Source organism: Anaerorhabdus sp., from assembly GCF_036637135.1.
GTDB lineage: Bacteria > Bacillota_I > Bacilli_A > Erysipelotrichales > Erysipelotrichaceae > Anaerorhabdus.
On sequence record NZ_JAVWNC010000004.1, the window covers coordinates 25,869 to 46,265 of the forward strand.

19 protein-coding genes are annotated in these 20,397 nt (G+C 36.1%); 18 read left to right on the forward strand and 1 reads right to left on the reverse strand.

Annotated elements, in window-relative coordinates; genetic code table 11:
* Positions 1-72 precede the first annotated feature (72 nt).
* Entirely contained in the window at positions 73-903 is an 831-nt protein-coding gene (locus tag RR643_RS01210) for a Cof-type HAD-IIB family hydrolase (protein WP_332482070.1), read from the forward strand.
* 44 nt (positions 904-947) lie between these two features.
* Here RR643_RS01210 and RR643_RS01215 read toward each other — a convergent pair whose 3' ends face one another.
* Entirely contained in the window at positions 948-1,646 is a 699-nt protein-coding gene (locus tag RR643_RS01215) for an SDR family oxidoreductase (RefSeq protein ID WP_332482071.1), read from the reverse strand.
* A gap of 108 nt (positions 1,647-1,754) precedes the next feature.
* Here RR643_RS01215 and ligA point away from each other — a divergent pair, with 108 nt between their 5' ends.
* From ligA to RR643_RS01300, 17 genes are all read left to right on the forward strand, one after another.
* Complete coding sequence (gene ligA, locus RR643_RS01220; RefSeq protein WP_332482072.1) at positions 1,755-3,740, forward strand: NAD-dependent DNA ligase LigA; 1,986 nt, start codon at positions 1,755-1,757, stop codon at positions 3,738-3,740.
* A gap of 1 nt (position 3,741) precedes the next feature.
* Positions 3,742-4,038 carry an Asp-tRNA(Asn)/Glu-tRNA(Gln) amidotransferase subunit GatC gene (gene gatC / locus RR643_RS01225; RefSeq protein WP_332482073.1) on the forward strand — a complete coding sequence of 99 codons (297 nt, stop codon included), beginning with the start codon at positions 3,742-3,744 and terminating at the stop codon, positions 4,036-4,038.
* On the forward strand, positions 4,038-5,456 hold the full coding sequence (locus RR643_RS01230) for an amidase family protein (RefSeq protein WP_332482074.1): 1,419 nt from the start codon (positions 4,038-4,040) through the stop codon (positions 5,454-5,456). Before gatC ends, RR643_RS01230 begins: the two co-directional genes overlap by 1 nt.
* A 1-nt stretch (position 5,457) precedes the next feature.
* Positions 5,458-6,888: an Asp-tRNA(Asn)/Glu-tRNA(Gln) amidotransferase subunit GatB gene (gatB, locus tag RR643_RS01235; protein ID WP_332482075.1), complete on the forward strand. Its 1,431-nt coding sequence runs from the start codon at positions 5,458-5,460 to the stop codon at positions 6,886-6,888.
* 50 nt (positions 6,889-6,938) lie between these two features.
* Positions 6,939-7,625 (forward strand): hypothetical protein, encoded by a 687-nt coding sequence (locus RR643_RS01240; protein WP_332469965.1) that lies wholly within the window; start codon positions 6,939-6,941, stop codon positions 7,623-7,625.
* 32 nt (positions 7,626-7,657) lie between these two features.
* A complete protein-coding gene (gene rlmD, locus RR643_RS01245) occupies positions 7,658-8,989 on the forward strand; it encodes a 23S rRNA (uracil(1939)-C(5))-methyltransferase RlmD (protein WP_332482076.1) in 1,332 nt (443 codons plus the stop codon).
* Between the two features lie 301 nt (positions 8,990-9,290).
* The gene (locus RR643_RS01250) at positions 9,291-9,884 is read left to right on the forward strand and encodes a helix-turn-helix domain-containing protein (RefSeq protein ID WP_332482077.1); all 594 of its coding nucleotides are present in this window, start codon (positions 9,291-9,293) and stop codon (positions 9,882-9,884) included.
* Between the two features lie 17 nt (positions 9,885-9,901).
* Positions 9,902-10,048, forward strand: coding sequence for a hypothetical protein (locus RR643_RS01255; RefSeq protein ID WP_159443861.1), 147 nt, complete (start codon positions 9,902-9,904; stop codon positions 10,046-10,048).
* Between the two features lie 67 nt (positions 10,049-10,115).
* Positions 10,116-11,045 carry a restriction endonuclease gene (locus RR643_RS01260; RefSeq protein ID WP_204652770.1) on the forward strand — a complete coding sequence of 310 codons (930 nt, stop codon included), beginning with the start codon at positions 10,116-10,118 and terminating at the stop codon, positions 11,043-11,045.
* Between the two features lie 2 nt (positions 11,046-11,047).
* Positions 11,048-14,302, forward strand: coding sequence for a DEAD/DEAH box helicase (locus RR643_RS01265; RefSeq protein ID WP_332482078.1), 3,255 nt, complete (start codon positions 11,048-11,050; stop codon positions 14,300-14,302).
* A complete protein-coding gene (locus tag RR643_RS01270) occupies positions 14,302-15,267 on the forward strand; it encodes an Eco57I restriction-modification methylase domain-containing protein (RefSeq protein WP_332482079.1) in 966 nt (321 codons plus the stop codon). Before RR643_RS01265 ends, RR643_RS01270 begins: the two co-directional genes overlap by 1 nt.
* Positions 15,243-15,785 carry a hypothetical protein gene (locus RR643_RS01275; protein ID WP_332482080.1) on the forward strand — a complete coding sequence of 181 codons (543 nt, stop codon included), beginning with the start codon at positions 15,243-15,245 and terminating at the stop codon, positions 15,783-15,785. Before RR643_RS01270 ends, RR643_RS01275 begins: the two co-directional genes overlap by 25 nt.
* A 55-nt stretch (positions 15,786-15,840) precedes the next feature.
* Entirely contained in the window at positions 15,841-16,059 is a 219-nt protein-coding gene (locus RR643_RS01280) for an SHOCT domain-containing protein (RefSeq protein WP_332482081.1), read from the forward strand.
* A 58-nt stretch (positions 16,060-16,117) separates the two neighbouring features.
* Positions 16,118-17,686 (forward strand): recombinase family protein, encoded by a 1,569-nt coding sequence (locus tag RR643_RS01285; RefSeq protein WP_332482082.1) that lies wholly within the window; start codon positions 16,118-16,120, stop codon positions 17,684-17,686.
* A complete protein-coding gene (locus tag RR643_RS01290) occupies positions 17,687-18,103 on the forward strand; it encodes a recombinase (RefSeq protein WP_332482083.1) in 417 nt (138 codons plus the stop codon).
* Between the two features lies 1 nt (position 18,104).
* Positions 18,105-19,667 (forward strand): recombinase family protein, encoded by a 1,563-nt coding sequence (locus tag RR643_RS01295; protein ID WP_442878353.1) that lies wholly within the window; start codon positions 18,105-18,107, stop codon positions 19,665-19,667.
* Between the two features lie 334 nt (positions 19,668-20,001).
* Positions 20,002-20,397: hypothetical protein (locus RR643_RS01300; protein ID WP_332482084.1), on the forward strand; the 396-nt coding region annotated here is incomplete at its 3' end.

Here is a 20,397-nt window from a genome sequence, read left to right on the forward strand (position 1 = left end):
AACGTGATTAATCTTCTTTTCTTTGAACAAAAGTACAAAAAAGTGTATAATAGCCAATAATGAGGTGAAGAAATGACAAATATTAAATTAATAGCGAGCGATTTAGATCATACATTGCTTAATTCAAAAAGCGGTGTGAATGAATTTACAAAAGAAGTTTTAAATCAAGCAATGGACAATGGAATTTTATTTGTGCCATGCAGTGCGAGAACATCAAATTTAATTCCAACTTGGTTTAGGGAAAATAAAAAAATTAAGTATTTAGTGACTTCAAATGGTGCAGTTGTTGTGGATAATATTACGCAAGAGCAACTATTAGTAAACGCGATACATGCGGATGATGCAATTAAAATGTTAGATGTGGTTGATGATATAAATCCTTATTGGACAATTGATTGCAAAGGGTATTTATACTCAAATCGTAAAGTATTAAGAGATCATGAAAAAATTGGAGTAACAGGTGATTACTATGCAGATATTCAAAAAACACGTATCTTTATCGATGATTGTCGAGAAGTATTAGAAGGTGAAGGAAACATCGTTCGTAAAATTCATTTTGTGACAGATAATCAAGAGATGAAAGAAGAACTAAGAAAAAAACTCGAACAATTTAGTTTCTTACGTATTACATCTTCTCATCCTAAAAACTTTGAGATTACAGATCCCCATGCTACTAAAGGAGATGCAATTGCGTTTATTATCAAACGTGAATGGTTAAAAAAAGAAGATACCATTGCCTTTGGTGATAACGATAATGATATCGAAATGTTTAAGAATGTTGGTCATGGATATGCGGTAGAAGTTTCTACAAAAGGATTACAAGAAGTTGCTTATCAAGTAATCGGAAAATGTGAAGATGAAGCTCTTGCACATTTTGTAAATGATAATATACTTCAAAAATAGGTAAAATAAAAAACTTTAATCGATTGAGATTAAAGTTTTTTTGTTTAGAAGTTAACTTCTGATATTGGACGAAGTACAATGTCATGCATTACACCGTCTTCAGGTAATAATACGCAGTCAACAATTGTTTGTGCTACGGTTTCTGGTTTCATATACGTATGATTTGGGATAGCTCTAAAGTTTGTATCGATACCACCTGGATAAACCGATGTAACTTTAATATTATCTTTTCTTGCTTCTTTGACAAGTATTTTACTAATAGCTTCCATAGCGTCTTTGCTTGCTGTATATCCAGCCATTGTTTCATTGTGAAATAGGCAACATGAACTTAGAATGTTTAGGATATGTCCGCCATGATTTTCTTTCATTCCAGCATAAAATTCTTGAATCAACATTAAATGGCTCACACAGTTTAGCTGAAGCATATCTCTTAAATCTTGAATTTCTAGGGATTCAACAGGGGCTTTTTTAGAATTTGCACCAGCATTATTAATTAGGATATCAATCGGATTCACTTTTTCTTTTACATTTTTAGTGAAAGTAAGTATTTCTGAGTCATTCAATAAATTGAAACATTCAGTATAAATGATACGATCTTGAGGTAAATGAGCGAGTAGTTCAGCCATTTTTTCTTCATTACGACCACATAAAACAAGTTGATAATCAGTTCTCTTTAAAAATTCATAGACAAGTGCCTTTCCTAACCCATCGGTAGCACCTGTAATAAGTACAGTTTTTGGCATTTTAAATCCTCCTAATATTCATTATAAGGATTATTAAGGCTTGTGCAATAAGACTGCAATTTATGTGGTCATTTATGATATAATAATGGAGGTTTCGGAGGCATTTCTATGAAAGAAAGAATTGAAGAACTTAGAGGGTTATTAAATCAATATAATATTGAATATCATGTACTAGATAAACCAACAATTAGTGATGCAGAATATGATCGATTAATGCGTGAATTAATTGATTTGGAGACAAAGTATCCAGAATTTATGGATCCATTATCACCCAGCCAAAGAATTGGAGGACCTGTTTTAGATGAGTTCACCAAAATTCAACATAAACGTAAGATGATGTCTTTGGGTAATGTTTTTAGTGAAGAAGAACTTAAATCATGGGCTAAGAAGATTGAAGATGAAGTAGGTAAAGTTGAGTTTTGTGCTGAATGTAAGATCGATGGTCTTGCAATGTCAATTGAATATCAAGGTGGAAACTTTGTCCAAGCAGTTACTCGAGGTGATGGTGAGGTCGGAGAAGATGTTACACAAAATGTAAAAACAATACGTTCTATACCAATGAATGTATCTTATAGAGAAGAGTTTGAAATTCGTGGTGAAGTATATATGCCCAAATCAAGCTTTGAAGCATTAAATGAAGGAAAACGACAACAAGGTGAGCCAGAATTTGCGAATCCGCGTAATGCAGCTGCAGGATCAATACGCCAACTTGATTCAAAGATTGCAGCATCTCGTAAACTGGATGCGTTCTGGTATCATGTGCCTGATGGTGAAACTTATGGATTAAAAACACATTATGAATCATTAATGTGGATTAAAGATATGGGATTTAGGGTCAATGAGAATACTACATTATTTCAAAGTATTGAAGATGTGTGGAAATTCATTGAACGTATGACAATTGAAAGAAACAATTTACCATATGAGATAGATGGTATCGTAATTAAAGTTAATAATTATGAAGTCCAAGAACAATTAGGATATACTGTTAAAGTTCCAAAATGGGCAATTGCCTACAAGTTTCCAGCAGAAGAAGCAGTTACCCGTTTAGAAGATATCTTTATTACAGTGGGTAGAACCGGTAAAGCAACGCCTAATGCAAAATTAACACCTGTTCGCTTAGCGGGGACAACAGTAAGTGCTGCGACTCTTCATAATGAAGATATGATCAATCAAAAAGATGTACGTATAGGGGATTTGGTTGTGGTAAGAAAAGCAGGGGATATTATTCCTGAAGTATTACGCAGCATCGAAGATAAACGAGATGGTACACAAGTGCCATTCATCTTTCCTACTTTATGTCCAGATTGTGGAATGCCACTACATCGTTTTGCGGATGAGGCTGCCCATTATTGTGTAAATAGTGATTGTCCATCTCGCATTGTAAATTCTATTGCCCACTTTGCATCAAGAGATGCAATGAATATTGATGGCTTAGGTGAGAAGAAGGTTGAACAATTTCATAAAATGGGATGGTTGAACAAAGTAGATGATATATTTAAACTTAAAGAATATCGTGATGAAATTATTTCGTTAGATAAGTTTGGTTTAAAGTCATATGAAAATCTTGTGGAAGCAATTGATCAATGTAAATCAAATGCATTAGATAAGCTGTTATTTGGATTGGGCATTCGTCAAGTTGGTGCAAAAGCTGCACGAATTTTAGCGAATCGTTATAAAACGATGGATGCACTTATGCAAGCAACACTATCAGATTTAATCACGATTGATGATATTGGTGATATTACTGCGGATGCCATTGTTACTTATTTTAAAGAAGAAGCGACATTACGCTTGATTGATAGTTTAAAATCATCGGGGGTAAATATGGTACAAGAAAGTGATACAACCATTGAATCATCATTTACAGGAAAAACAATTGTACTTACAGGATCATTGCAACGATTTAGTAGAAATGAAGCACAAGAATATTTAGAGAAACGTGGTGCAACAGTAACAGGAAGCGTATCCAAGAAAACGGATATCGTAATCTATGGTGAGGCTGCAGGGTCAAAACTAGAAAAAGCACAAGCGTTAAAAATACAAACAATGACTGAAGATGAATTCATGGAAATTGTAGAAAGGGAAGCATAATATGACAGAAGGTAAAAGCAAAGAATATTTACGTCACTTAGCACATCAATGTATGTTTGATTGTAGTGATGATGAATTAGATGAAATTCAAGAGGAGTTTGTGATATTAGAAAAACAAATGGAATTATTAGATCAAGTAGATACAACGAATGTTGAACCGATGGTTTATCCGTTTGAAATGGAAACAAGCTTCTTAAGAGAAGATGAAGTAGTAAATGTATTAAGTGAAGAAGATGCATTAAAAAATGCAGCAAAGACAAAAAATGGACATGTATTGGTTCCAAAGGTGGTGCGCTAATGATTGAAAAGTTAAGAAATGATGTTGTACATGCGAAAAATCATGTACAAGAAGCAATAAATTTAGCACATCAACTACAACCTGCATTAAATGCAGTTGTAACATTTGTAGATCCAACACAACAACTAGAACATCTTGAAGACGTTAAAACTGGCTTAATGGCTGGAGTTCCAATTGCATTAAAAGATAATGTAAATACAAAAGGGATTCGCACAACGGCATCAAGTAAAATATTGGATAATTATATTCCAGTTTACAATGCACATATTGTTGATTTACTTACAAAACAAGGTGCTATCTGTATTGCAAAAGCTTCAATGGATGAACTTGCGATGGGTGGTTCAAATTTAACTGCAGCGACAGGACCTGTTTCAAATCCATGGGATTTATCACGTATAGCAGGTGGTAGTTCTGGTGGTAGTGCAGCACTTGTTGCAAGCGGTGTTGTTCCATTTGCGGTAGGCTCAGATACTGGTGACTCAGTTAGAAAACCCGCAGGATTTTGTGGCATCGTTGGTGTAAAACCGACTTATGGGCGTATCTCTCGTTATGGTATTATTCCATACTCATCAAGTCTTGATCATGTGGGTTATTTTACTCGTAATGTAAAAGATGCATGCATTGGGCTTGAAGTATTAGCAGGTAGAGATGATCGTGATATGACATCATCATTGAAAGAAGTACCACCGTATTCCGAGTTATTATCTGAATCATTAAAAGGAAAAAAGATTGGCATTATCAAAAATGTAACAGATTCAATTCAAAACGAAACAACAATGAATTTATTCAATGAACTCATTGATAAAATGAAAAATGAAGGTGCAGAAATAAAAGAAATCAATTTCGATAACAATTTATTACGTGCAATCCTACCAACATACTATATGATTGCGAATTGTGAAGCTACTGCGAATCATTCGAATTTAGATGGTATTCGTTTCGGTGTACAAGCTGAAGGTGATAGCACAGAAGATGTTATGATTAATTCCCGTACTGAAGGATTTGGTTTACAAGTGAGAAAACGATTCATTACAGGAAGTTATGGTTTATTTGTAGAAAATCAAGAAAAATTGTTTAGAAAAGCTCAACGTGTTCGTCGTTTAATTGTTGAAGCAATGCAAGAAGCACTTCAAGATGTTGATTGCTTAATTGCACCTGCAAGTTCTACAATTGCACCAAAGATTAAGGGTGAAAAGATTGATGAATTAATGGATGAATATTTGGTTGCAGAAAATCATATGGTTATGGGTAATTTCTCAGGATATCCAAGTATGACATTACCAATGGGCTTTGATCAAGGTTGTCCATTAGGTGTCAACATAACATGTAAAGCTTTTGATGAAGTAACAATGTTTAATATTGGTGCTGGTATTGAAAAATGTACAGGTTTAAAAGATCTTGTAGCGGAGGTGAAATAAGATGGAATACGATGTAGTCATTGGTATTGAAATTCATTGCGAATTAAATACAAATTCTAAAATGTTTTCTAGCTCTCCTACGACATTTGGTAAACTTGCGAATAGTTGTGTGAATGAAATTGATTTAGGGCATCCAGGTACAATGCCTTGTGTAAATAAAGGTGCTGTTGAACAAGCGATTAAAGCATGTACAGCATTGCACTTAGAAATTGATCCAATTGTTAAGTTTGATCGTAAAAATTATTATTACTCTGATTTACCAAAAGGATTTCAAATTACTCAACAATTCTTTCCAATTGGAAAAGATGGGTATATTGAGATAGAAACATCAACAGGTAAAAAGAAAGTGCGTATTAATCGTATCCATATGGAAGAGGATACTGCGAAACAATTTCATTTAACAGAAGGAACATTAATTGATTTTAACCGTGCGGGAACTCCACTTATCGAAATCGTATCAGAACCTGATATGACAAATGGTGAGGAAGCAGCTGCATATGTTGAATCATTAAGACAAACACTTTATTATTTGGGTGTATCTGATGTAAAGATGGAAGAAGGATCAATGCGTTGTGATGTCAATATTTCATTGATGCCAAAAGGTTCTACTGTTTATGGAGTCAAGAATGAAATTAAAAACTTGAATTCAATTAGTAATGTTCAAAAAGCAATTGATTTTGAAATTGAACGTCAAGCCAAGATTTTGGATGAAGGTGGAATTATTGAACAAGCTACTCGTCGTTTTGATGAAGCTACAAAATCAACAATTTTGATGAGACTTAAAGAAGGTAATGTGGATTATAAATTCTTCCCAGAACCTAATATTGTTCCAATTCGTTTAGAAGATTCATGGATTCAATCCATTCAAGCGAATTTACCAGAACTTCCTGAACAAAGAAAAGCACGTTATGAAAAAGATTATCAATTAAGTTCGTATGATATTCATGTTTTCTTAGCAAACAAAGAGCTTGCGGAAACATATGAAGAAGTTATGAAAACATGTAAAAATGCAAAACTTGCGTGTAACTGGATGATTACTGATGTATTGGCGTGGTTAAGTAAAAATAATGTAACTATCAGTGATATGGAGATGAAACCAGAAGATTTAGCTGCTATGGTGAATATGGTAGAGAATGGTGATATATCTGGAAAACAAGCAAAAGAAGTATTCGAAGAGGTTATGTTCGGCAAAAATCCAAATGTGATTGTTGAAGAAAAAGGCTTAAAACAAGTAAGTGATACTTCAATGTTAGAAGCCCTAATTAACGGTGTTTTAGATGAACAACCACAATCAATTGAAGACTATAAAAACGGAAAAGATCGTGCTGTTGGCTTCTTGGTTGGACAAGTTATGAAGAAATCTAAAGGACAAGCTAACCCAGCGATGACAAATAAGATGATTGTCGAAGAATTGAATAAACGCATAAAATAGTGGTAAAATCTTTCGATTTTTTGTACAATATCCATGTTAGGAGTGAAGAAATGTCACAAAATAGAAAAAAAGTAAAAAGTCAATCGAAGCGTAAATTAGATCGTACGAGTAAAATCATTCTAATTGGTGGAGCACTTATTCTTATTCCATTCATTATTTTTGGTTTCATTCTATTGTCTGCTTCATTTAATACAGGTAAGCCGATTTTCGGAGATCGTTTTAAGGGTGATTTAGATCCTGCAATTACAAGTTCAAATATCTCTGCGATTGAATCAAAGATCAAATCACAAAGTGGAGTTGAAAGTGTTAATGTAGAACTTGCATCTGCAACCCTACGTGTCTATGTGGATATTACAGATTCAGCAAGCAGCGAAGATGCGAATCGTATCGCTGATGCAGCTTACAATGATGTAATAGGTGTATTACCAGAAGCAACTTATTTCACGCTACAAGATGGTAAGAAAATGTATGATATTGAAGTTCATGTTTATAATCTTGCAAAAGATCGTGATTCAGAAAGTTTTGTTTATGTAATTAAAAATAAATCATCAAATATGGCGACAGCGAAGAATCAAATCGTTTCGAGTCCACTTGATGCAGAACTTGCACAACAATTAAGAGATGATGTAGAAAATAGAAATAATCCTACACCAACTCCTGATGAAAATGAAATGACAGTTGGTGGTGCTGATGATGGAACAGAAGCAGAACCAGAAGAAAGTCAAGCAACAGAATAAGGAGCAGTGCTCCTTTTCTTTTAGGAGGAACCATGAAGAAAAACGATAAATTTATTGGGACATGTGTTGGGTATAATACAGAAGGTTTGGGTATAGTAAGGCATGAAGGTATTGTTTTCTTTGTGAAGAATATCCTGCGCGATGAACAAGCTGAAATCGTAGTGACAATGATGAAGAAGAATTATGGATTTGGAAGATGCTTAAAAATAGTCGTGCCATCAAGGCATCTCGTTGAACCAAAATGTACAATTTATAAAGATTGTGGTGGATGTCAATTACAGCACATGGATGCAAAGGAACAAATGTATTTTAAACACCAAAAAGTAAAAGATTGTTTTAAATCAATTGCGCATCTTGAACCAATGATACAAGAGCCATTGGGTATGGATTCACCATATCGCTATCGAAATAAGGTGCAAGTACCCGTACAAGGTGAAAATGGAACCCTTAAAATTGGATTCTATCGCAACCATACTCACGAAATTATTGAATTTGATGATTGTTTAGTACAAACAGAAGAGTCAAATGAAATAGTGAGAAGATGCAAAGTTTTAATTCAAGATAATCATTGCGAGAGTAATTTTAAACATGTACTTATCAAACATGCACATCGCACAAATCAAGTGATGGTTGTGTTCATTGTAAAACAATATCCTTTTGTTGGGATTGATGAGATTAAAACACAATTAATGAATGAGTTTAAAAACATTGAAAGTGTAATCGTGAATATTAATCCAAAAGAAGATAATGTAATTCTATCTAATAAAGAAGTAGTGTTAACAAGTCAGGGTATAATCCAAGAACAATTACATGATTTTAAATTTAATATATCAAGTAAATCATTTTATCAAATCAATCCTGAACAAACGCAAGTTTTATATGACAAAGCTATTGAATATGCAGATCTTACAAAAGAGGATACAGTAATTGATTTATATTGTGGTACAGGGACGATTGGTTTATTTGCATCAACACTCGCTAAAAAAGTAATTGGTATTGAAGTTGTTGCGGAAGCTATTGAAGATGCGAAAGTAAATGCTGAAAATAATCATGTGAACAATATTGAATTTATCTGCGCAGATGCAAAAGATGGCGCAAACGAAATATTAAAAAGAAATGAAATTATTGATGTAGTAATTGTAGATCCACCTCGTAAAGGATGTGATCAAATGACGTTAGAATCAATTGTCAAAATGAATCCAAAGAAAATAGTTTATGTATCTTGTGATCCATCAACACTTGCAAGAGATTGTCGTATACTAAAAGAATTGGGTTATGAAATTCAAGAAGTACAACCTGTAGACATGTTTCCACAAACTCACCACGTTGAGACGGTAGTATTGATGTCAAGAGTTGATAAGTAAGCGTGTAATAAGATAAGTAAATAAAGGCTTTCCGTGGTTTGAGGTCCGGTTTTGAAACGGAAGGATAATCACGGATTTTTATTATGTGGGAACTTATCCAAAACTAGCAAAGTGTAGAGTTGAGTAGTTAGATTTACTTTAGGGCTTGTGAGTTGACAAAATAGCTGTCAAAAATGTAGTGAGTTGATAGAATTGCTGTCAAAAAGTCAGAAAATATTTACACTTAATATTGACTGAGTCAATAAAATGAAGTATAATGAATATTAAGTGGAATTATAGCCCTACACCAGGAGGTGAGAACTTGATTGGATTAGAGTACATTTTAAACCTCTTTAATCTTCAGCATATAGAACTTGCAGAAAAACTTGGTATTAAAAAACAAAATATTAACATGTGGGTGAAAGGGCGACAGAACATTCCAAAGAAATATCTACCGGTATTAGAAGAACTCTTTGGTATTGATCAGTTTTACTTTGGACGTGAGCTTAGTGAAATTGATCAGTTAGAGATCCAGAAGGAAAAGCTGAAAAGAGATCTGAAGCCTGTAATCAAAAAGCATGAACAGCAGTATTCTTTGGGAGAGATTAATGATCTTGTTGAAGTTCCCATCTATGATAAAGAAGAAATGAATGCAATAGAGCGAGATATAGAAAAGGCCAAGCTGGTATCTAAGTTTAAGGCCGCGATGGATGTAGTAGATAATAATCCATACTTGGAGACCTATAAGCTGATTGTAGAACTACTTGAAAAAGTGCAGCATGAATCAGTTCTACACAAAACGGTTGAAGCGCTGGCCCACTATTACGAAGTCTTACCTGATTGGGTAAGCAGCGAACCGGAACAAGAAGGCTTTGAAAGTGAAATTTTTGAAGTCTTTAATGATCATAACTATTAAACATTTGAAGGAAAAAGATGACCGAGAAAACAGGAAACATAGGATTTGAAGAAGACCGAGATGAATACGAAGCAGAGAATATCATCTGGGTTCCTAAAGAAGCGAATAGTTTGCCAGCTTTGAAGGAAAAGCTGGTGGAGAATTTTGGACATCTACTATCATAATTAAGACTGTAGTTGAGATGATTAAACCATGGCGAGAGGAGGCGATTATTTGTTTGTAGGAGATACTATGATTAATTCAATTGAAGAAAATAAAAATAGAAATATCGTTTCGATTAGCTCGACCGATATTCTTGAAAATACAATACGTGAACAAATGCCTGGCATATTGGATATTTTGTTAATTGATCGAACGACTTCAACTTCGAAGAAGAAAAAAAATATTATATGGGCAAACGAAAATTATGTGAAGTTCGGCTCAAAAGCTTATGCGGCAACTGCTCAGATGTTACCTGAATTAGTTACAGGGCGAATGGGAAATATCATTAAACCTCGTGCTCTCAAATCTAAGGAGATGCAAAAAGAACGAACCAAATCAAAAGCAGAGGTGTTCACACCTACCTGGATTGTGAAGAAGCAAAATGATGAGATTGAAAAAGATTATATAAACGATGATTTGGAAACGTACGTGAAGCGGACTTGGTTAGAGATTACAGCTGGTGAAGCGCCCTATATGGCGACTCGTTATGATATGGAAACTGGTGAAATAGTGCCACTTACTAAACGGGTTGGCTTTGTCGATAGGAAACTTAAACGTATCAATGCAGAAGTTGACGATAAAGCAGAATGGCAACGTTTAGTGGTTGAAGCGTATAAATCAAGCTATGGTTTTGAGTGGAGTGGTGACTCACTTTTACTTGCTAGGGAAAATCTTCTTTACACATACAGAGATTATTATTTTCAAAAATGGCTCGAAGAACCAACTTATGGCTTGTTTGCAAATATAGCGAAAATTATCAGTTACAATCTTTTTCAGATGGATGGTTTGAAGTATATCATCCCATTAACGGAAAAACGCGAAAAGATTCTTGAAGTACAAATGTCACTTTTTGATTATGAAGAGCCAGAGGAACAATGGAGGATAAAGTCAGGAAAACGCGTAAAAATCATGAACTGGGAAACGAATAAAATGGAATTCTTTGACAAAGGAGTTAGGTAGATATGAGTCATAATACGGTTATCAAAACGACAAAAATCATTTATCCACAAATTTACGCTTATACGTTGCCAACTATCCAAGACTATAATGGGTGGGTAAAAATCGGCTATACTGAACGTAAAAATGTTGATGAACGCATTAAGGAGCAAACAAAAACGGCGGCTATTAACTTAGCTTATGACAAATTGTGGTCTGAACCAGCAAAGTTCAATACTTCTGATGATTGGTTTAAGGACAAACAACTGCATACTTATTTGCGTAGGTACAAAAATATTGAACAGCGCACTAATACTGAGTGGTTTTTCTATAATGGGACACCAGAAAAATCCCATGCTGATTTTAATGATTTTCGTAATAATGAGAGAAGTCAGGTAAAGGAAAAATTGCAGTATACCTTGCGAAATGAGCAAGAAGATGCTGTTAATATGACGCTTGATTATGCAAAAAAATATAAAGGTGGCGAATTCTTGTGGAATGCTAAACCAAGATTTGGTAAAACACTCACAACGTATGATTTCATAAGAAAACTTGATGCGTCTAAAGTTTTAATTGTAACTAACCGACCTGCTATTGCAAATTCCTGGTTTGATGATTTTGAAAAATTCATTGCATGGCAAACGGACTATGCATTTGTTTCTACTAGCGATTCATTGAAAGATCGTCCAGTAATGGATCGAGATGAGTTTACTGCACAGATGATGGATGGTAAGAATAAAATGCTGGCCTTTATTTCGCTTCAAGATTTAAAAGGAGCCATTTCATTTGGCGGAAGCCACGACAAACTAAAATGGGTGAAAGACTTAGAATGGGATTTACTTGTTATCGATGAATCACATGAAGGGGTTGACACTTTCAAAACTGATATTGCGTTTGAAAATATCAAGAGTGATTTCACACTACATTTATCAGGGACGCCATTTAAAGCAGTTGCATCAGGTAAGTTTTCAGATGATCAAATTTATAACTGGACATATGCTGATGAACAAGAGGCAAAAGCCGATTGGCCAATAGAGTCTGAAGAAAATAATCCATACGAAAAACTACCTCGTTTAAGCTTGTTTTCTTATCAGATGAGTCAAATGATCACGGATGAAGTAAATAAAGGTGCAGAAATTGACGGCGAGAACATTGACTATGCCTTTGATCTAAATGAATTTTTTGAAACCAATGATACGGGGAAATTTATCCATGAAGCAGATATAAAGAAATGGTTGGATTCTCTGTCTCATAATGAAAAGTACCCGTTTTCTACAAAAGAGCTACGCTCTGAATTAAAACATACATTTTGGTTATTAAATCGCGTAGCTAGCGCGAAGGCTCTTGAGAAATTACTTAAGAATCATCGGGTTTTTGATAGCTACGAAATCATTCTTGCTGCAGGTGATGGTAGAACAAGTGATGACCAAATCATCAACCAAAAGTCACTTGATCGTGTTAGAGACGCAATTGCAGAAAATGACCGAACTATAACATTATCGGTTGGTCAATTAACGACTGGTGTGACTGTGCCAGAGTGGACAGCAGTACTCATGCTATCAAATATGAAATCACCAAGTCTGTATATGCAAGCGGCATTTCGTGCTCAAAATCCATGGGAGTACGAAGTAAATGGTGAAATGCATCAAAAGGAAAATGCCTATGTTTTCGACTTTGCGCCAGAACGTACACTTACTATTTATGATGAATTTGCAAATAACCTATTGCGTAAGACGTCAAATGGTGGTGGGACAACCGACGACCGAAGAGATAACATTAGAACCTTGTTAAATTTTTTCCCTGTCATTGCAGAAGATAATGAAGGAAAAATGGTCGAGCTTGATGTGAATCAAGTCTTAACTATTCCAAAGGCAATTAAGGCACAAGAGGTTGTTCGTCGTGGATTCATGTCTAACTTGCTATTCCAAAATATTTCAGGAATATTCGCTTCAGCTGCGGCGCGTGAAATCCTTGAGCAATTAAATCCTGTTGATCAAGGGAAAACTGTGCCACGTAAGACGGACGATCCGATTGATACCAAGGATGTAAAAGTTGATGACAATGGTGAAGTAACTGTTGAACAAGATATTGTAGTAGCGAGAACAGAAGCTCATTTTGGCGAAAAAGTCTATGCAGATATCAAAGCGACAGTTGAAAAAGCAGCAGATGACGCGGCTAACAACTTATCAAGTGTGGTTGCAACTAGCTTCAAACAAAGCACACAAGATGCTGTGAAAGAACTAGCAAAAGAAAACGGTTTAACGGCTAGAGCAGCAGAACAAGTTGTGCAACAAAGTGCTAATGTCATCGCACGTGAGGTTGAAACTGTTCAAAGGCAAGCTGAAATCAAACATAATGAAGCTGAAGTGGAATACAAGTCAGTGGTTGCTGAATCGCATAATGACCCAATCAAGGTAGCAGAAGCAAAAGCAACTTACGAAGCTAAGAAACAAGAAATCGAAGAAAACTTCAAGAAAGAAGTTGTTGCGACTGTTGAAACTAAGACTAAGGAATTGACGCAAAAAGCAACTGAAACAGTGCTTCAAAAAGCGGAAGAGAAGAAGAAAAATACAGTTGAAGATGATGTCCGGGCGCGCTTGCGTGGTTTTTCTCGTACAATCCCATCATTCTTGATGGCTTATGGTGAGCCTACAACAACGCTTGCTAACTTTGACACGACCATCACGGATTCAGTTTTCAAAGAAGTGACCGGCATCACCTTAGATCAATTCCGTACTTTGCGTGATACGTATAATTTCTTTGATCCAATCGTATTTGATGAGTCATGTCAGGAGTTCTTGCATAAACGTCAAGTGTTGGCTAACTACTTTGATGAAAGTCAAGAAGAGGATATTTTTGACTACATTCCACCGCAACAAACCAACCAAATCTTTACACCGAAAAAAGTAGTAAAGATGATGGTGGATAAGTTACAGGAAGAAAGTCCAGAAGATTTTAGGAACCCAGATAAGACATTTGTTGATTTATACATCAAATCAGGTTTATATTTAACAGAAATCGTGAAACGTTTGTATGTCGGCTTAGAAGATCAAATTCCTGATAAAGATTCTCGCTTGAAGCACATTCTTGAAAACCAAGTCTATGGATTTGCGCCAAGTGAAATCATCTATAATATCGCACGAAATTTCATCTTTGGATTTGATGAAAATGCGAAAAATATTGATGATTCCCACGTGGTATATCTAGATACAACGCCTTTTGCTCGTGGTGAAGGTGATTTTGAAGCGAAATGTGATGAATTGTTTGGAGGTAATAAATAATGAGATTTGATGTAGTAGTGGGAAATCCGCCATACCAGGATGAAAACGTTGGTAGCAATAATCAAGCTACACCAGTTTATAACCATTTTTATGATTTAGCTGAAACTATTGCTAATAAATATTCTTTGATTTCACCAGCTCGATTTTTATCAAATCAAGGTGCAACTCCCAAAGCGTGGAATAAGAAGATGTTAAGTGATAACCATCTTAAAATCGAGTATTTTAACGCAAAAAGTAATGAAGTGTTTCCGAATGTTGACATTAAGGGTGGAGTTGTGGTTTTGCATCGCGACAATAACAAAGATTTTGGTGCAATTGAAACATTCATACCTTTTGAAGAGTTGAGGAGTATCTATTATAAAGTTAAGAAGACTACTAAAGGCAATATTAGCGGATTTGTTTACAGTCCAGATAGTTATCGCTTTAATGATGAGCTTTTTAAAGAACATCCTGAACTTGTCGGTAGAACTGATGACTCTCATGCAAAAGCAGTTGCTTCAAGCGTATTTACTCGTTATCCAGAAATTTTTTCTGAAGATAAACCAAATGATGGAGAAGATTATATTCAGATTTATGGTCGCCTTTCGAGAGAGCGTGTTTATCGTTGGGTAAAGAGAAAATTTGTCGCACATCACCCTAATCTTGATAAGTGGAAGATATTTGTACCTGGAGCTAATGGGACTGGAGCAATTGGAGAGATTATTTCTACGCCTGTAATCGGGCAGCCTGTAATCGGGCAGCCTGTAATCGGGCATAACCAAACATTTGTTAGTTTGGGGGCATTTGATACAGAATTTGAAGCAGAAGCGCTGCTGAAATATATCAAATCTAAATTTGGAAGAGTGATGCTTGGTATTATGAAGACCACTCAAAATAATCAGTCAAAAAATACATGGTCTAAAGTGCCTATGCAAGATTTTACTTCAAACTCCGACTGGAGATGGGACTTGAAGATGAGGAATTAAAACCGCTTGTTAATGCTTGGAGGCACACCAACCCTTACATCGTAAAGTTTTGGTGGGATGTTGATAGAGTGGTTAAGGACTGTATAAAGAATAGGCAATCTCAAGAAACGCACTCGATTAAGTTCCACTACAAGAGTGGGATGCTGTTTATCGTCCTTCCTTCGGGGAGACAACTTGCATATGTAAAGCCTCGCATCGGTGAAAACATCTTCGGTGGGGAGTCGGTTACCTATGAAGGAGTGGGTGGAACAAAGAAATGGGAGCGTCTTGAAAGTTATGGTCCAAAATTTGTAGAGAACATTGTTCAAGCAATCTCCCGTGATATTTTGATGTTTTCGATGCAGGCACTTAGTACTTGCCGTATTGTGGCCCATGTTCATGATGAGGTTATCATTGAGGCGAATCCTGCTATGTCACTTGAAGTAGTCTGTCAGCAGATGAGTAAAGTTCCTCCCTGGGCAAAAGGACTGCTCCTTGATGCCGATGGCTATGAATGTGACTTTTATCAGAAAGATTAGTAAAACCATCAGATTTCACCTCCTGCCGTGGCTACTAGGTAGGAGGTGTTTCTTTATGAACATATTTGAAGTAAAAGATGGCTGCCCGACGATCAAAGGCAAAACCGAACAGATGACAGAAGAAGAACTGCAGAAGGAATATGACTTTCACATGGCAGAGAGCATTGCTGCAATACTTTATAAAGAAGGCAAAATTTCAGCGGATGAATTACACAAAATATCAGCGTTGAACCGAGAGAAATTCTCTCCTCGATTAGCCGAGATTATGTCCTAAATAGCTTGCTATTAGTGGCTTTTAGAGTGATATATGGTATGGGTGAAAGCGAGGTGAAATGATGAAAAAGGTAACTAAAATAGATGAACTGCCCCAAGCTCAACTGTCCAACAATAAACGAAGGGTAGCCGCTTATGCCAGGGTATCAACTGATAGCGATGATCAGCTTATCAGCCTTAAAGCACAGCGAGAACATTATGAGAACTACATTAAGTCCAATTCAGAATGGGAGTTTGCGGGCCTTTATTATGACGAAGGTATCTCAGGCACCAAAAAAGAAAAACGACCAGAACTGCTCCGTATGATACGAGATTGTCAGAGAGGTCGGATTGATTTTGTTATCACCAAATCTATCAGCCGTTTTGCCCGTAACACGGTAGATTGCTTAGAGTTAGTCAGAATGCTGATTGATATTGGAGTTTATATTTATTTTGAGAAAGAAAACTTAAATACTGGTGATATGGAAAGTGAGTTGATGCTTTCTATCCTATCAGGTTTTGCTGCTGAAGAGTCTGCATCTATTTCCCAAAACACAACATGGTCTATTCAAAAGAAGTTTCAAAATGGTAGTTATGTTATTGGCACCCCTCCCTATGGCTATGCCAACATAAACGGTGAGATGGTTATAGTTCCCGAAGAGGCTGAAATAATAACACGCATTTTTTCAGAGTGCCTTTCAGGAAAAGGCGGAAGCACTATTGCAAAAGGCCTAAATCAAGACAAAATCCCTGCAAGACGAGGTAACCATTGGAGTTCAGGCACGGTGATAGATATGCTTCGAAATGAAAAATATATGGGGGATGTCCTTCTACAAAAGACCTACACCGATAGTAACTTCAATCGTCAAATGAATACAGGAGAAAAGGACCAGTATTACTACAAGGACAACCATGAACCTATTGTCAGTCGAGAAGTATTTACTAAGGCACAACAGCTCATCGATGAAAGAGCCAGTAATAGGAGCAAGGGCATGAAGGAGAATGCTTATTTAAATCGATACGCCTTAAGTGGAAAAATTGTCTGTGGAGAGTGTGGTCGTAATTTCAGAAGAAAAACAAACTATTCTGTTGGTAGAAGTTACATTGCTTGGAGCTGCATTGGGCATATCGAAGATAAAGAGAACTGCTCCATGTTGTTTCTACGAGATGGCGAGATAAAAGCCACCTTTACAACCATGATGAATAAGCTTGCTTTCAGTACTAAGTTAATCTTAGAGCCACTTTTCAAGTCTATTAGCCAAATCGATGAAGAAAGTGATTTGGAAAGAATGAATGCTATTGATAAACGAATGGAGCAACTAATGGAAGAGCGCAACACCCTTATTACACTAATGGCTAAAGGCTTTCTTGAACCAGTTCTTTTTAATCAGGAACGAAATGCTTTAGATAATGAAATAAAAAATCTTACAGATGAAAAAACAAACATGGTCGCAAATTCCACGAGTGGAGTTTTACGAGCAAACGAAATAAAGGACTTGATTGATTACGTGTCAGCAGACAGCTTCAATGGTGACTACACGGAAGAATTATTTGAAGCATTTGTAGAAAACATCATTGTAAACTCTAGGAATGAGCTGACATTTAATCTGAAGTGCGGTCTTTCCCTGAAAGAAAAGGTGGTGAGATAAATGGCATATATTCCATATGGATACAAAATTCAAGATGGAGTGGTTACTGTCGATGAAAAGGCAGCAGGTCAAGTAAAGGTATTCTTTGAGAAATACATATCAGGACTATCCCTTACAGTGGCTGGCGAACAGGCAGGTATTGAAAAGACTCACTCAGTGATGGGACGCATTTTGAACAATATCAACTACCTTGGAAATGATGTGTATCCAGCAATCATTGATCAAAAGACATTTGATAAAGCTGAAGAGATTAGAAATAAACGTGCAAAGGATTTAGGGCGAATTGTAGAGCTTGCAGCTTTTACCTCTCCCCCTCCTAAAGAACGATTCAAGATGAACAAGGCAGGTAATAAACTGCCTGTGGATCCCTTTGCACGAGCAGAGTATTTATACAGTTTGATAGAAAGCGAGGGATAAAGTGACAGAGAAAAATATAACTGTAATTCCTGCACGTAAAAGAATGGGAAGTACAGCAGCCAAAGAAAAAATAAAGAAACTACGTGTTGCTGCCTATTGCCGCGTTTCTACAGAAACTGAAGAGCAGAATTCTAGCTATGAGGTGCAGGTAGGACACTATACTGAGTTTATAAAGAAAAACACGGAATGGGAGTTTGCAGGTATCTTTGCGGATGATGGAATATCCGGTACGAACACTAAAAAGCGTGATGAGTTCAATCGTATGATTGACGAATGTATGGAGGGTAACATCGATTTAGTTATTACCAAATCCATTAGTCGATTTGCCCGTAACACGCTCGACTGCCTACAGTACATTAGACAACTCAAGGATAAGAACATCTCGGTGTATTTCGAGAAAGAGAATATCAATACAATGGATGCCAAGGGCGAGGTTCTACTAACCATTATGGCTTCTCTTGCACAGCAGGAAAGCCAGAGCCTTTCTCAAAACGTTAAGCTTGGGCTGCAATATCGATATCAACAAGGAAAGGTGCAGGTCAACCATAAGCGGTTTATGGGATACACTAAAGATGAAGATGGCAATCTAATCATTGTTCCTGAAGAAGCGAAAATCATTAAACGCATATACAGAGAATACCTTGAGGGTAAGAGCCTAGCGGGTATTGGTAGGGATCTTGAACAAGATGGTATTTTTACAGCAGCGAACAAATCAAAATGGAGACCAGAAACCGTAAAAAAGATTCTTAGTAATGAGAAATACATCGGGGATGCTCTTTTACAAAAGACGGTTACAGTCGATTTTCTCACCAAGAAACGAGTTAAAAACGAAGGCCAAGTTCCGCAGTACTATGTTGAAAATAACCACGACGCAATCATCCCAAAAGAACTCTTCTTACAAGCACAGGAAGAACTTCATCGCAGAAGTAACATTTACACAGGTGAAGACAAAAACAAAAGGATTTACAGCAGTAAATACGCTTTGAGCTCTATCACCTTCTGTGGCGATTGTCGTGATATTTACAGAAGAGTTTACTGGAACATTCACGGTAGAAAAGAATTCGTCTGGCGCTGCGTGACAAGAATCGAACAGGGTCCTCAAACATGTAAGAACCGAACTGTAAAAGAAGATGAGCTATATAATGCTGTTATGACTGCCATTAATAAATTACTTGCTGGCGGTGATAACATGATAAAAACACTGGAAGAAAACATCCATGCAGTAATTGGTGACACCACTGAGTATCAAATTGCAGAGATCAATTCATTGCTTGAAGAAAAGCAGAAAGAATTAATTAGCCTTGCGAATAAAGGGAAAGACTATGAACACCTAGCGGATAAGATTGATGAGTTACGTAACAAGCGTCAAACCCTTCTTGTGGAGGACGCTTCTCTAAGTGGCGAGAATGAGAGAATCAATGAGTTGATTGCATTTATACGCAAGAACAAGTTCCGTACTTTAGAATATGACGATAGGCTAGTTAGGAAGATAATCGAGAATGTCACAGTCTATGAAGACCACTTCATCATATCCTTTAAATCTGGCATCGAAATGGAAATATGAATATTTTTTAGGAGATTACTTCTTGGACGTTTATTAAGTAATACAGGAGGTAAGAAAGATGAGCAAAAAACTAGTCATTAAATATCTAAATTCAATTGCATTCATGCTTTTAGAAATCATTGAGTTTCTGGAAAAAGAATACAACGATGAAAAACAAGACGTTACTTCATAGGTAAAGCAAGAGGAGGTGGCAAGGTGTCACTCCTTTTCTTTTGGAAAAAGGATGTAGTATTGAAATGAAAATTAATTGGAAATCTTACCTATAACTTCAAAATAAGATATGCTATAATAAATTCAATAGAATAAATGTTCGGTAATAGGGGGTTATATAAAAGTGAAGAAATTACTATTAGTACTAATCGCATTGTTAGTGCTTGTAAGCTGTCAAAACACAACACAAAGTGAAACTAAAGATTCAGCACATCTACAACTCTCAACTCATGAGATTGTTGTAGAATATGGCGATGAAGTTAACCTAAGAGATTATGTGATCTCTGGTGAATGGGATGAACTTCTTCTTCCAGACTTCAAAGCGGACTCACTTGGTGAATATGAACTCAATATTATCGCAAAGAAAAATGGTGAAGAAATCTCTAAAACTCTGAGAATCAGGGTTATCGAAACGATTCTACAAAATGAAAACTCTTCCACAATCAATTCAGGAATATCTGGTGACGAAGGAGAAAACACATCAGTGTCAACGCCACCTCAATCGGATGCTCCAAGCAGT